Annotated in this window: 8 protein-coding genes; 4 read left to right on the top strand and 4 right to left on the bottom strand. The window is 60.3% G+C overall.

Annotation, left to right across the window (positions count from 1 at the left end; genetic code table 11):
* Positions 1–165: 165 nt before the first annotated feature.
* Complete coding sequence (locus ACOYW2_RS22970; protein ID WP_482768129.1) at positions 166–1,158, top strand: hypothetical protein; 993 nt, start codon at positions 166–168, stop codon at positions 1,156–1,158.
* Positions 1,159–1,663: 505 nt separating this feature from the next.
* Here the strand turns inward: ACOYW2_RS22970 and leuB are convergent.
* Positions 1,664–2,746, bottom strand: a complete 1,083-nt coding sequence (gene leuB, locus ACOYW2_RS22965) for a 3-isopropylmalate dehydrogenase (protein WP_482420191.1) — start codon at positions 2,744–2,746, stop codon at positions 1,664–1,666.
* Positions 2,747–3,060: 314 nt separating this feature from the next.
* On the opposite strand from leuB, the gene ACOYW2_RS22960 reads away from it, so the two are divergent.
* The 3 genes from ACOYW2_RS22960 to ACOYW2_RS22950 all read left to right on the top strand — a co-directional run bounded on the left by ACOYW2_RS22960 (position 3,061) and on the right by ACOYW2_RS22950 (position 6,379).
* Positions 3,061–3,555, top strand: coding sequence for a TrmO family methyltransferase domain-containing protein (locus ACOYW2_RS22960; RefSeq protein WP_482768128.1), 495 nt, complete (start codon positions 3,061–3,063; stop codon positions 3,553–3,555).
* A 96-nt stretch (positions 3,556–3,651) separates the two neighbouring features.
* Positions 3,652–4,860, top strand: a complete 1,209-nt coding sequence (locus ACOYW2_RS22955) for a MerR family transcriptional regulator (protein WP_482768127.1) — start codon at positions 3,652–3,654, stop codon at positions 4,858–4,860.
* A gap of 238 nt (positions 4,861–5,098) precedes the next feature.
* Positions 5,099–6,379 (top strand): GNAT family N-acetyltransferase, encoded by a 1,281-nt coding sequence (locus ACOYW2_RS22950; protein ID WP_482768126.1) that lies wholly within the window; start codon positions 5,099–5,101, stop codon positions 6,377–6,379.
* A gap of 218 nt (positions 6,380–6,597) precedes the next feature.
* Here ACOYW2_RS22950 and ACOYW2_RS22945 read toward each other — a convergent pair whose 3' ends face one another.
* The 3 genes from ACOYW2_RS22945 to ACOYW2_RS22935 all read right to left on the bottom strand — a co-directional run bounded on the left by ACOYW2_RS22945 (position 6,598) and on the right by ACOYW2_RS22935 (position 13,714).
* Entirely contained in the window at positions 6,598–7,638 is a 1,041-nt protein-coding gene (locus ACOYW2_RS22945; protein WP_482768125.1) for a magnesium chelatase ATPase subunit I, read from the bottom strand.
* Positions 7,639–7,973: 335 nt separating this feature from the next.
* Positions 7,974–9,944, bottom strand: coding sequence for a putative cobaltochelatase (locus tag ACOYW2_RS22940; protein WP_482768124.1), 1,971 nt, complete (start codon positions 9,942–9,944; stop codon positions 7,974–7,976).
* A complete protein-coding gene (locus ACOYW2_RS22935; protein WP_482768123.1) occupies positions 9,941–13,714 on the bottom strand; it encodes a cobaltochelatase subunit CobN in 3,774 nt (1,257 codons plus the stop codon). The genes ACOYW2_RS22940 and ACOYW2_RS22935 overlap by 4 nt, the downstream gene beginning before the upstream one ends.
* Between the last annotated feature and the right edge of the window lie 43 nt (positions 13,715–13,757).

The following is a 13,757-nucleotide window of genomic DNA, read 5'->3' as shown; positions in this document are numbered from 1 at the left end:
AGGAACGAAGGGCAAAGCGCAATGGCAATCAGCTTTCGAGGTGGCTCACCTCGCCGCCGGAGGCTTGCTTTTGCTCCCGACTTTAACCATAGAAGGCTGTTTTGAGCAAAATAGTTATTTAGACTTAGGGCGTGTGTGATGCGTTGTGTCGGATGGATTGCTGGTGTGGTTATTCTGTTGGGTTGTTTCGGTTGCGGCGGCCCTGCCTGGTATGTGAACCGGGACCTTGCGGGGCCCGGGCATGTGCTGGTGGGGTACGGGCAGGGAGAGACCATGGCGGAAGCCCGGGCGGACGCGGCACGGGAGATTGCCGAGTCATTGGGGGTCCGGGTCTCGTCCACGGGGGAGGTGGTGCGGGAGCAGGGGGCTGACGGGGCGTCGGGCTCTGCCCGGTTCCGGGTTTCCCTTGTCAGCCGGTTTTATTTCGGTAGTATTCTCACCCCGGTGAAGCACGGCAAGGCAGGGGGAAGGCATTTTGTGGCCCTGGCCTATGACAACCGCACGTTCATGCAAAAGCTCGGGGATGGCCGCATGGGGGATCGGGCTTCGGGATACGTCCATGCCTCCGGGTACAAGGCGAGCCTTCCTTTTTCGTACAGTCTTTCGTTTCTCGGCATTTTTCCCGACGACTATCATGTGGTGAGGCGGCACGGCGGATGGGCCATGGCCCTTGAGGGAAAAGTCTATCCCATTCCCCCCGAGGATTGGTTCCGGCAGCTTTTTGTGGAAAAGGCCGACAACCAGGGCTTGCGGTTGGTCGTGACGCCTTCCGGCGTCTTGCGGTCGGGGCGCTGCTATCGGGTGTTTCTCTCCCCGCCACACCCCACAGGCTACCTCAGCCTCTACCATATCTCGGAATCGGGTCAGGCCCTGACCCTTATGGACAACCATCCCGTTACATCCTCTGAGCCCGTTGCCTACCCGGATGAGACGCATTACGCGGGGCTGGAAGCCATTGCAACCGGTGGCAACGGCAGCCGGGACATGCTCCTTGCCACCTGGTCGTCGGAGCCCACGGAATCCCCTGTGGCACCGCCCCCGGTGTCCGACACCCCATGGCCCGACACCGACACCCGGACCTTCAGCTACGGCGACCTGCTGGACGCCCTGAAAGATGCCCTCTGGGCGAGTCGGTTTGTGTGGATTCAAGGCTGGTAGGTGGCGGTTTTACCTTCGGCTTTCCGGTTCGGGAGGCCGTGTCTCTCGAATTGAGCGGGCTCCACTTTTTCCACAGGGAAGCCAGCGGTAACAACCATTGGCTTTACTTGTCAGCCACAAGAACGAGTTTACTTTTCAGTCCCCCCCCTGTCTTCCCAACGCAAAACGGGACACAGCATACGCTTGTGTCCCGTTTCCACAATTGGGCCCTTGCGGGCACCAACCAGCCCATGGCGGGACCGGTTATACAGGGGTGGTGAGGGCAGCAACGCTGCCCTCACCGTCCTGATTTCATACCATCTCAGTACACAGAATCTTTGTGACCATACAGGTTGCTCCTTCCCCGGACAGCCCCATTTCTGTCCATATAGCGGGGTGGTGCCAATCTGCCCATATGGTCTGCCCCACGGGCGAAGCCCGTCAGCGAATGTGACGGGGCGAAGCCCCGGAGCATTCGCAATCCTGGGGTGCAGGGGATTATCCCCTGCCCGCCGGAGGCACGGTTTTACATTTTTGCCAATTCGGCCACGATGGCGTCACCCATGGCGGCGGTGCCCACCACGGTGCTGTTTTCGCGGGCGATGTCCGCGGTGTGGGTGCCGGCTTCGAGGACGTTGGAGATGGCCGCTTCGATGGCATCGGCCGCTTCGCCGAGGTCCAGGCTGTAGCGCAGCATCATGGTGGCGGAGAGGATCTGGGCGATGGGGTTGGCCACGCCCTGGCCCGCGATGTCGGGGGCGGAGCCGCCTGCGGGCTCGTAGAGGCCGAAGCCGTCGGCGTTTAAGCTGGCCGAGGCCAAAAGGCCCATGGAGCCGGTGAGCATGGCGCACTCGTCGGAGATGATGTCCCCGAACATGTTGGAGCAGACGAGGACGTCAAACTGGTGAGGGTCTTTGACCAGCTGCATGGTGGCGTTGTCGATGTAGATGTGGTCCAGGGTTACCTCGGGGTACTCCTTGGCCACTTCGTTGACCACTTCACGCCAGAGCACCATGGTGGTCAGGACGTTGGCCTTGTCCACGCTGGTGACTTTTTTGCTGCGCTTCATGGCGGCGTCAAAGGCGTTTCTGGCGATGCGCTCGATCTCGGCGCGGGTGTAGATCATGGTGTCGAAGGCGGTCTCGTCGGCGCCTTCGCCGTGGCGGCCTTTGGGCTCGCCAAAATAGATGCCGCCGGTGAGTTCGCGGACGCAGAGGATGTCAAAGCCGTCTTTGGCGATGTCGGGCCGCAGGGGGCAGGCATCCACCAGTGTCTTGAAGACCTTGGCAGGGCGCAGGTTGCAGTGGAGCTTGAAGTGTTTCCTCAAGGGCAGCAGGGCACCGCGCTCGGGCTGCTCGGCCGGGGGCAGGTGCTCCCACTTGGGGCCGCCCACGGAGCCGAAGAGGATGGCGTCGCTCTCCTCACAGACCGTGACAGTGGGCTCGGGCAGGGCCTTGCCCTGGTTGTCGATGCCCGCGCCGCCCACGTCCGCCCAGGTGTAGGCGAGTTCAAAACCGAATTTTTTCTGGGCCGCGTCCAGGACCTTGACCGCTTCATCCATCACTTCGGGGCCGATTCCATCACCGGGTAAAACCGCAATCTTTTTCATCACATCACCATGTAAAATGAGTCTTGCCGAATTCGTTGGCTGGATTCGGCGGGGTTCGGGCCTGGGGAGAGAGACTCCGCACCGGGCTTATATCGTAGGCGTATGCCGTATTAACCAATACTGTATGGGCTGTAGTATTGTTTAAGTCGGTGGGGTTTGTCAAGGCGTATGTCATTCTAATATTTGTATGCGGTGCGTTGCCCGAGAGGAATAGCAAGATGGGCAAACCGGAAAGCAATCCCGGAAAAGTAAGGCCCTTGGGTTCTGGTGTATTCATCTCTTCATTTGATGAACCCAGAACCCAAGGAGTGTTCATGATGATCGATTCAACGAAAGAGACCTATTCCATTTGCCCCGTGGGCCAGGTGCATGAAGAGGCCGAAGGGGGCTTTACCCTGCAGGTGGACAAGGCTTTTAGACGTGCCTTGAAAGAGCTTCATCGGTTCAGCCATGTACAGGTTCTCTGGTGGGCGAACGACCACGACACAAGGGAAGACAGGGCGCGTCTGCTGACGGAGCTTCCCTATGCAGAGGGCGTTGAGGCAGGCGTCTTTGCCTGCCGCTCCCCGTATCGGCCCAACCCCATGGCCGTGACCACCTGTGCCTGCCTTCATGTGGACATGGAACGGGGCATTATCCGGGTTCCCTGGATCGATGCCCACGACGGCACACCCATCATCGATCTGAAACCCTATATCCCGGTGTCGGACAGGGTGCGTGAAGCCGTGGTGCCGGAATGGTTCCGAAACTGGCCCCAGTGGCATGAAGACGCATGGCAGCTCGAAGAGATGTTCGGGGCATGCGAATGACCTGAAAAAACCTTTGACCTGTCTACAGGTTTATAGGCTACTGAGTGGAGCCGGATAGAGTGTTGGGTTGACGGAACAGATGAAAGGAACAAGGTCATGTACACCGTTTCCGATGTCACGAAAAAGCTCGGCATATCCCGTTCCACGCTTCTCTATTACGAGAGGGGCGGTTTGGTTGTGCCTGAAAGGGATCCGGTGAACGGGTACCGGCTTTACTCGCAGGGTGCCCTGGACCGGCTTGTGATGCTAAAGCAGCTCCAGAAGGCGGGGTTTTCCCTTGCCGAGTGCCGACATTTTATGGACGGCGACCCTGATATGGCGCTTATCCGGGAGCGGCTCGTGCACCTGGAAAAGGAGCTTGTGGAGATGACGGTGGCCCGGGACCTGCTTCGTTCCCTTTATCATCGGATCACCGGGGATGCCCCGCCTGAGATGGCTCCAGCCGATGCCCGTGAGTGGCATGCGGAGTTTGAAAAACGTTCGGCAGATGCTCATGCTGCCTGGTTGCGAAAGATGGGGTTCAGTGAAAAGGAGGCGCTCTACATTCGCTGGGTATCGCGGGACATGCACGACAACGCCACCTACGTGAATCATTTTTTCCACGTCTTCGAACAGATGAAGCGGCAGGGGCCGGGGAGTACCGAGGCGACCCTCAAGGCGTTTGGCAGCATCGGCCATCCTGAGGAAATCCGTTCCATCCTCGATATCGGATGCGGCTCCGGTTCGGCTTCCCTTGTCCTGGCCGGGGCGTGCGGTGCACATATCACGGCCGTGGACAACCACCAGCCGTTTCTGGATCGTCTTCAAGGAGAGGTGACCCGCCGGGGATTGGAAGATCGGATCACCCCCCTTAACATGAGCATGCACAGCCTCGATTTTCCGGAAAATCACTTTGACCTTCTGTGGGCCGAGGGCAGTGCTTACATTGTTGGCGTGGAGGAGGCCCTTTCTCTGTGGCGCCCCCTTATCCGCGACGGCGGCTACCTCTTCCTGAGCGACGCCGTATGGCTTACCCGCAAACCTTCCAAAGCCTGCCAGGACTACTGGCGCATTGAATACCCCCGGATGACCGACCCCGACACACGGAAAAAGCAGGCGGAAACCCTGGGCTATGAGGTCGTGGACACCTTTATCCTTCCACGCAGGGACTGGCAGGATTTTTACAGCGACATGAAAGCCACCGTTAAAAAGACCATCGAAACCTTTGGCATGAGCCGCGCCCTCCGGGAGATGACCGACGAGATTCTCCTGGATGAAACCCATGGCGACGAATACGGATATGTCTGCCTGCTTTTGAAAAAATGACAGTCCTGCCTCCGGCGGGCAGGGGCTACAGCCCCTGCACCCCAGGTTCGCGAATGCTCTCGGCCTTCGTCCCTCAGGCCGATCTCATTCGCTGACGGGCTTCGCCCGTGTTGAATACCAATGGCAAGGGACAATAAATTTTTTGTTGCATGAGGGGCAGTCAGCTTTCGAGGTGGATCACCTCGCCGCCTGAGGCGCGTTTTTCCTTGCAATTTACACCCATGATGGAGACAGAACCATGCACACTGAGTATCGCATACGCCGCGCAGAATCCAAGGACGATGGAAAACGCCTTCACGACCTTTTTCAGGAGGTCTTTCACCCGGAAGAGGTGGGGGTGCTGGCAGAGACCATGTTTCATCACCTTCCGGGCATGACAAAGGAGAACTGGTTCATTGCGGAGGAGAAGGCCACCGGCCGGGTTGTCTCGGCCTTTGCTCTCATTCCCTGGGCCTGGGAGATGGAGGGGGTGCCCCTGAAGGTTGCGGAGATGGGCATCGTGGGGACCCTTGAAGCCCACCGGGGCAAGGGGTTGATGCGGCTGTTGAACAAAGAGTTCAACCAGGCCCTTGCGGACGAGGGGTACGACCTTGCCGTGATCCAGGGCATTCCCGGGTTTTACCATCGGTTCGGGTTTCACTACGCCGTGGAGATGGAGAACCATATCAACCTGCACCTGGACGTCCTTCCCGGGAAGCTTGAAAAGCCCCGCTTTGACTTCAGGCGGGCGGGGGTGGAGGATATCCCTTTTTTAATGGCGAAAGACGAGGCTTACCGGGGCGCTTATTCCATTGCCGTGAAACGGACGGAAGCAAACTGGCGGTACCTTTTTTCCGAAAGCCTCAAGACAGAGTACGGCTCGGAGTTCTGGGTGATGACGGATCCCAAGGGCGAGGCTTCCCATTACTTTCGTATCGCCTTGAACGGATTCGGCAAGGGCCTCATTGTGAGTGAAGTCAGCGAAGGCGTTGACGAGGGCGCGGCACAAGAGATTCTTTCGTTTTGCAAGGGAAAAGCCCTGGAAAGGGACAAACCCTATGTCCGCCTTAACCTGCACCGGGAATCCACGTTGGGAAAGATCGCCCGGTCCATGGGCGCCCCGGAGAGTCTTCCCTACGCCTGGCAGGTAAAGGTGGTGGACAAAGAAGCTTTTCTGAAGCGCATGGCACCGGTCCTGGAGCGCAGACTGGCGGACAGCCTTTTCCCCAGCTACACAGGCACCCTGCGGCTCAACTTGTTCGACTCCGGCATCGACCTTGCCTGGCAGGACGGCAAGCTTTACCACATCGGCCCGGCAACAGGCGATGACTGCGATGCCATGATGAGCATGACCGACGATCTGTTTGCCCTGCTCTGCCTGGGTCACCGGTCCTGGCAGGAGATCCGCCACATCCGGCCCGATATTTTTCCGGATCTTATTTACGTGGATCCGGCCGTGTGCCCCGCCTCAGGCAGCACCGCCCGCCTGGTGGATGCCCTGTTTCCCAAGCGGATGTCATGGGTGTACTGCCAGTACTAAGTAAACTTAAGGGTAACTATTCAGCTTATGCCTCCGGCGGCCCTGCCGGGGGGTAAACTTTTAAAAAGTTTAACAAACGGGCTTTAAAAAATCTTTTTGAGTGAATTTTTACTTTAAAGGCGGATGTGATTTGACCCGAGGACGGCAAGTGCGCAGTCCGCAACCTGCTTTCAAGGTGGCACACCTTGCCGCCGGAGGCATCTTTTGATTTACGCTGTCTACGCAGGTTGTTTTTTTCTCAGTGTTTTGACGTGTTGGGTGACCTCCTGCAGGGGCTTTCGGCGTACGCGGTGGGGCAGGGCGAGTTCGGCAGCGGTTTCGATGTCCTTTTGGGTGACGGTGTCGCGGCCGTCATAGGCGGCAAGGGTTTTGGCGGTTTTGAGGATAATGATATCGCCCCGGTGTCCGTCCACCCCGACATCGAGGCAGATGGTGGCGATGTCGTAGAGGCAGGCCTGCTCCACGGTGACGGTGGGGTAGAGGGCCACGGCCTTTGATATGCGCAGGGAAAGATCAGCAGAGGCCTTTTCCCATCCCTTGCAAAATCCTTCCGGGTCCTGGTCAAAGGCGGCCCGTCGCTCCATGACCTGCACCCGTTCTTCGGGATCCCGGCTGCCTTCGATGGTGACGCAGAGGCCGAAGCGGTCCAGGAGCTGGGGGCGGAGTTCTCCCTCTTCGGGGTTCATGGTCCCCACCAGGGTGAACCGGGCCGGGTGGGAGACGGAGACGCCTTCCCGCTCGATGGCGTTCACGCCCATGGCCGCCGAATCGAGGAGGACGTCCACCACGTGGTCATCCAGCAGGTTTACCTCATCCACATAGAGGATGCCCCGGTGGGCCGATGCCAGCAGGCCGGGCTCCATGCGTTTTTCTCCTTTTTTCAGGGCATGTTCCAAGTCCATGGTGCCTACCACCCGGTCTTCGGTGGCCCCCACGGGCAGCTCCACGACCTTCACAGGGGTACTCTCCACCTCCGGCGCGTCTTTTTTCTCCGCCCCTTGAGCGGGGCACTCTTCCACCATGCACTCCGTGCAGATCTCTCCCATCTCGGAAGGCACCAGTTGAAACGGGCATCCTTTAACTTTTTCCATGGCAGGCAGGATGTCGGCCAGGGCCCGGACAGCCGTGGACTTTGCCGTGCCTTTCTCTCCGCGAATAAGAACGCCGGAAAGCCCGGGGTTGATAATATTGAGAATCAGGGCAAGCTTCATGCGCTCTTGCCCCACAAGGGCCGGAAAAGGAAATATTGATGGTTTCAACGTGGAACCTCATGTCTGTCCATTGGTTGTCAAGTGCCCCCGGTGGGCAGGGGCTACAGCCCCTGCATCCCAGGTTTGCGAATGCTCTGGGGTTCGTTCCTCACCCCTTCCCATTCGCTGACGGGCTTCGCCCGTAGCCAGCATTGATGTTTATTCAAACGTTTTCGTGTTCTTCATGGTTGGATTATTGGTCCATGAAGACAGGCTTGGGGTCGGGTATGGCCGATGTTTTTTCGGTACTCTTTGGTTACCCCGATGAAAATGGGCGAAGCCTGTTTGTCAAACTTATCAAAAGTTTGGCCCCCGACAGGGTCGCCGGAGGCTGTTTTTTACGTTTATGTTGCAGGGTGTCGTTTTTTCACCAGCCCCACCAGGGCGTCAGCTTTGAGGTCGTCGATGCGGTAGCATTCGGCGCCTGCGGCGTTTGCCAGGGTTTGGGCCAGTCCGAAGCGGAATCGTCCGGCCTGTTCGGTGTCCACCACGATGGTTTTCACGCGGGTGTCCTGGGCCAGGCGGGTGGCAAAGGTCAGGGCTTCGTCCACGGGTTTGGCGTCTCCAATGGAGACGTTGCTTTTGCCGTCGGTGATCATGATGATCACGGGCCGGGCCCCCGGGTCCCGTCGCGTGACGGAGGCGACCATGGCCGCGGCTTCGCTGAGCCCTGCGGAGAGCGGGGTGCGGCCTCCCACGGGCAGGTCGTTTAAGAGGCGGGCGGCCAGCTCCACGGAGGAGGTGGGGGGCAGGTTGACGATGGCTCCCGACCTTCGAAAGGAGATCATGGCCACCTTGTCTCTTTTTTGGTAGGCGTCCAGCAGCAGGGAGAGCACGGCGCCCTTGGCCGCTGTCATGCGGGCCCTGGCGCCCATGGAGCCGCTGGCGTCCACAAGAAAAACAAGGACGTTCCCGGTCTTTTTTTCCCGGATCTTTTCACGGATGTCTTCGGGGCGGATGCAGAGGCGTTGACCTTGGGGCGCTGTTCGGATTCTCTGGTACGGGGCAGCGGCCCGCAAGGTGGCATCCAGGGCAATGTCCCGGCCTCCTCGGTTCATGCAGCTTTTTATGTAGCGTCCCTGGTTGCCTTCTACTCGGGTCCGGGACCTTCGCCCCGAGCCCTTTCGGGCTTTACGGTCTTTGCCCGTTTCAATGGCGCGCACCCGAAACGGGGTGCCGGTTTTAAAAACGGTGTCGTCCTCCTTTACCCTCTCCGGAGTCGGTGGGGTGTTTTTTGGTGACGTGTCGCCTGAAGGCTGGCTCCCTTTAGACGATGTGGGCTCCGACTGGGAAGCGTTTTCCTCGCCTTGATTATCTGCGGTATTCTGGCTTTTGTCTGACGGGGAGGGTTCGGGGGGAGGTGGGGCCATCTCCCGGGCCCTGTGGCTCAGGGCAAGGGGGGTAACTGTTTGGCGATCTTCATCCGTGGCTATCTCTCGGCCCATGAGGGCTGCGTGGGCCCGTGTTGCCTGTTCCATGACAAGATCGGCACGGTGCCCGGTCACTCCGGCGTTCCGGGCCTGCTCCGCCACTTTTCGCCTTAGGGTTGTGGGCAGGGTGACCCGGGGGAGCAGGGCCACGGCTTTTTCGATGGCCCGGGCGAGTTCCCGTGTCTGGGGTTTCCAGGTGTTTCGGAACGCTTCCGGGTGTTGGTCAAAGGTCTCCCGCTGCACCATGAGCTCCATGCGGACGGTGGGGTCCTGCTCGGCGGTGACGTCCACGCAGAGCCCGAATCGGTCGAGGAGCTGGGGCCTTAAGGCCCCTTCTTCCGGGTTCATGGTTCCCGCCAGGAGGAATCGGGAGGGATGGGAGAAGGAGAGCCCTTCCCGTTCCACACGGTTTTCTCCGGAAGAGGCGGCGCCCAGGATGCTGTCCACGAGGTGGTCGTCCAAAAGGTTTACCTCATCCACGTAGAGGATGCCACGGTGGGCTGCTGCCAGAATGCCCGGCTGGAGGACTGTTTGTCCTTCCCTGACGGCCCGGTTGAAGTTCACCCCACCGATGAGGCGGTCTTCCGTGGCATTCAAGGGAAGGGTCACCACCCGTCTTCGGACGCGAACCGGAGGCTGTGTGTGCTGTGTGCCGCATACGGGGCAAGTTCGGCTGCCGTTGGGGGCGCAGTGGAACGGGCAGCCCGGGAGCATCTCGATTTCGGGAAGGACTTCGGCAAGGCCCCGCACCAGGGTGGATTTGGCCGTGCCTTTTTCTCCGCGGATCAGCACGCCGCCGATCTTCGGGTTCACGGCGCAGAGGAGAAGAGCCAGTTTGAGGGTCTCCTGGCCGGTGACGGCGGCAAAGGGGAAGAGGTGGCTCATGAGATACCCCCCATGGGGGCGTCCCCGGGGTCGGTGGCCGCTTCGATGTCTCCCTCCAGCTCCATGTACCTTTCCCGCAGGTCCATGATCTCCTCATCGGTGGCATCCCAATAGCCCCGTTGCCAGGCTTCGAGCATGCGTTCCAGGATGCGGGCGGCGGCAAAGCGGTTGTTGGCAAGGAGTTTTTCGTACACCTCTAAGTTGTCCACGTAGGTCTCCTTTACCTGGCTGAAGACCCAGGAATCCACCGTGCCCGTGGTGGCGGAGAGGCCCACGAGGTTTTCGATGCGGGCGTTGATCTCCTGGGCTCCGTGGACCTTGTGGGCCAGCATGTTGTCGATGTACTCCGGGTTCAACAGGCGGGTGCGAACCCCCAGCTCCACGGCTTTGGAGGCTTTGTCCGTGAAGAGTTGGCTGCCGGAGCTGTCGGTGATGAGCATGTCCGGCTTTTCCCCCCGCACAGCCTGTACCGAGCGGGAGAGCCCGCCGAAAAATTCGTAGTAGTGGTCCAGGTCGGTGAAGGTGTAGTCGGCGGAGCTTCTCACCTGGGAGACCAGGTCCACGGTTTTCAGCCCTTCGCGAAAGAGGTCGACCCTGGCTTCCCCCCGCCGGTTTCGGGTGTAGATGTGTTTCTGGGAGGCGAGGTAGGCCTCGGCGATTTCGGTTTCGTCCTGCCAGTTGCCAGACTCAATGATGCTGGTGATGCCGGTGCCGTACTCCCCCTGGGGCGGACCGAAGATCCGGGCCCGGGATAGCTCTTTTGCCTCTTGCTCCCCGTGGTCTTTGACCAGGGTCGCAAACCGGTTCCTGCTGTGTTTTCGGACATGGTTTGCCTCGTCGGGTTCGTTCAGGGAGGCCACGGTGTCAAAGGCGTTGTCCAACAGGTCCAGCAGGGTGGGGTACATGTCCCGGAAAAAGCCGCAGATGGTTGTGATGCAGTCGATGCGGGGACGCCCCAGCTCGGCGGACGGGATGATCTCAAAGGTTTTTTCCATGGACGCCCGGGTGGAGGTGATGCGAACGCCCAGGTAGGCCAGGACCTGGCAGAGGGTTTCGCCCCGGGTGCGGGAGGTTTCGAGGCCCCAGAGCACCACGGAGACCGAGTCCGGCCATTTTCCGTGGTGTTCTTTCCGGTAGTGCGCAAGGGTGCTCTCTGCAATGCTCTGGCCCCTTGCCATGGCCGCGTCCGAAGGCACGAGACGGGGATCGAACTGAAAGAGGTTGTGGCCCGTGGGAAAGATTTCCGGGTCGCGGATGAGGTCTCCCCCCAGCTTGGCCTCCACACGGGAGCCGTTAAGGGCCCCCAGCAGGGCGTCTATCTCTTGTGTCTCCCGGATCCTGTGGCGGCATTGGGTGCCGTAGCTGAGCACTCTGTCCAGGAGGGCTTGGGTCCCATGGTCTGCCTGGCCCGCCAGCTCCCGGTAGAGGTCTTTGTCTCCCATGTAATAGGATCGGATGATGGATTCGCAGGCCTTTTGCGCCGCATCGGGTGCGGCAAGGCCCGGAAGGCGGCGGAGAACCGCCTCCAGGGCCGGGATTTCTCCCCTGTCCCAGCTGAGCATGGCTGCCAGGTAGAGGGTTTCGGTCTCTGTGGTGAAGGGTTTGCCCACGGTGTGGAGGCCCACGGGCATGAGCATGGTTTTCATGCGCATGAGTTCGTGGGCAATGGCATCCGGGGTGGGCTCCCCTTCCAGGTTGAGATTCATGGCTTTCGCCATGTCGGAAAGCTTCTCCTCGAGCCTGCTGCGTCGCTCCGGGGCAATGGCCTCGGATTCGGCCAGTTCGTTCAGCACCCCTTCCAGCTCGGCGGCCTCGCCGTAAAGGCCCGAAGGCTTCAGGGGCGGCCCCGCATGGCTGATGAGGCAGCCGTGGATGCGCCGCTTGGCGATGGTGGCCTCGGCGGGGTTGCCGCTGTAGTACAGGTAAAAGTGGGGCATGCGGCCGATGAGGTGGTCGGGAAAGCAGGCGTCGGACATGGCGCTCTCTTTTCCTGGGAGGAATTCCAGGGTGCCGTGGGTCCCCACGTGCACCACGGCATCGGCTTTGAATTCATGCTCCAGCCACCGGTAAAAGGCCAGGTATTGGTGGTGGGGGGGAAGGGCCTTGTCGTGGTACTGCTCGGACGGGTCGTCATGGGGGCCTCGGCTCGGCTGGAGCCCCACAAAGAGGTTGCCCTCCAGGATGCCTGGTATCATGACATCCTGGGCTTCGGCCATCACCTGTCCGGGGGCCGGGCCCCAGGCCTGGCTGATCTCGTCCACGCGCTCCCGGTGAAGGGCATCCCCTTGCAGGTATGCCTCTGAGGGCCAGCGGATGGGAACGGCGTCAGGCAGGTGCCATTGGGCCGTGTTGCAGACGCCTTCCGCCATGAAGGTTGTTTCCAGCCGGTCTGCCGAGATGGGGTTGCACCCGTAGCCCGCATGGTGAAGGGCCGTTGTGATGCGCTCCATGGAGGCAAAGGCGTCCAGGAAGGCGCCGCCCCCCACGCTGCCCTCCCCGGGGGGGTAGTTGTAAAGGAGAAAGGCGATTTTTTTCTCGGCGTTGGCAAGCTCACGGAGCTTGAGGTAGCCCCGGGCCCGGCCCATGAGCTTATCCAGGCGCCCCTCCAAGATGTGCAATTCGGATGCACCGCCTTCGGGGGTGTGGTCCCCAAGGGCTGCCACGGGCACGGTGTCGATGACCCCGTCGAGCTCCGGGAGCATGATCTGGATCACCAGCTCCATGGGGCTCAAGCCGCAGACATTCTCTTTCCATTCGGTTTTCTTTCGTTTGCCCAGGAAAAAGGGGTGCATCACCGGAACCCCCAGTTTTCGAAAGATGGCAAGCCCCGCCTCGGGGTCGCCTCCCATGGGCCCGGCCCCGAATCGAAAGGGGAGAAAATCCCAGAGCAGGTCCACGGTCATGCCGTCATCCATGAGGGCTTCGATTTGCCTGAATTTTTCCATGCCGGAGGAGACGCCCAAGGGAACCACGTTGTAGGTCTCCCGAAGCCTGTCCATGATCCGCGACAGGACGCCCGACGCGTAATGGGGGTAGTCGAAGTGGTGGAAGAGGACGCCCACGGTCTGGCGGCCGGGGTCCCATCCCCAGGCTGCCTTGAGTTCGTCAAGGGTCGTGAACCCCTGGTGGTGCCGGGGGTCGAAGAGGACATACCGGGAGTAGTCCACCAGGTCACCATGTGTGGGCAGGCCCTTGATTCCGCCGTAATGGCGACAGATGAGAAGGAGCATGTTCAGCAGGTTCTCCGGCCCGGCAAAGCACCAGTACTTCGACAGGAGGATCCAGTGGCGCATGTCCTTTAAGGGGCCCACGGGAAGCACCTTGCCCAGGCTCTCCATCCGTCCCATCATCTTTTCCATGTTCAGGGGCTCTTTTTTCCCCTTGCCCGATTTGCCGGAGGGCATGAACCGCGAAAGGGCCGCCATGCTGAACCGGCCCAGCTTCATCCGGCTCCGTAAAAAATCCGTGCCCGCCCCCAATACCACCAGGTCGCCGCCGTAATCGGCCGCCACCTCTTCACAGGCTCCCACCACGGACGGGGGCGCGCCCATGAGGTCCAGGAGGATCATGTGGGACCGGCGCATCTCGTCTTTCATGGCGGAGAGGGTGTCCCCATAATCCCGCAGCTCCCCCACATGGTGGCGGTGGATGGTCAGGTTTTTCTCGACCACCGCAGCGGCCTCCGGGTTTTGGGCAAGCCGCGCAAAGGCGTCATCCAGGTATCGGAACCCGCTGTCGGAAACAGAAACAATTGTCAGGGTAAATGCCATGGGATTTCTTTCTTTGTATTTAGGGTAACTATTGAGCCCCAGT

It is taken from the genome of Desulfoluna sp. CLI2B, assembly GCF_056847375.1.
The sequence above is the reverse complement of the archived record's forward strand: the minus strand, read 5'-3'. Positions and strand labels throughout refer to the sequence as shown.

Bases quoted from the DNA above. Each gene is read 5' to 3' on its own strand.
- leuB (WP_482420191.1), bottom strand. From the start codon at position 2,746: ATGAAAAAGATTGCGGTTTTACCCGGTGATGGAATCGGCCCCGAAGTG.
- ACOYW2_RS22960 (WP_482768128.1), top strand. From the start codon at position 3,061: ATGATGATCGATTCAACGAAAGAGACCTATTCCATTTGCCCCGTGGGC.
- ACOYW2_RS22955 (WP_482768127.1), top strand. From the start codon at position 3,652: ATGTACACCGTTTCCGATGTCACGAAAAAGCTCGGCATATCCCGTTCC.
- ACOYW2_RS22950 (WP_482768126.1), top strand. From the start codon at position 5,099: ATGCACACTGAGTATCGCATACGCCGCGCAGAATCCAAGGACGATGGA.
- ACOYW2_RS22940 (WP_482768124.1), bottom strand. From the start codon at position 9,944: ATGAGCCACCTCTTCCCCTTTGCCGCCGTCACCGGCCAGGAGACCCTC.
- ACOYW2_RS22935 (WP_482768123.1), bottom strand. From the start codon at position 13,714: ATGGCATTTACCCTGACAATTGTTTCTGTTTCCGACAGCGGGTTCCGA.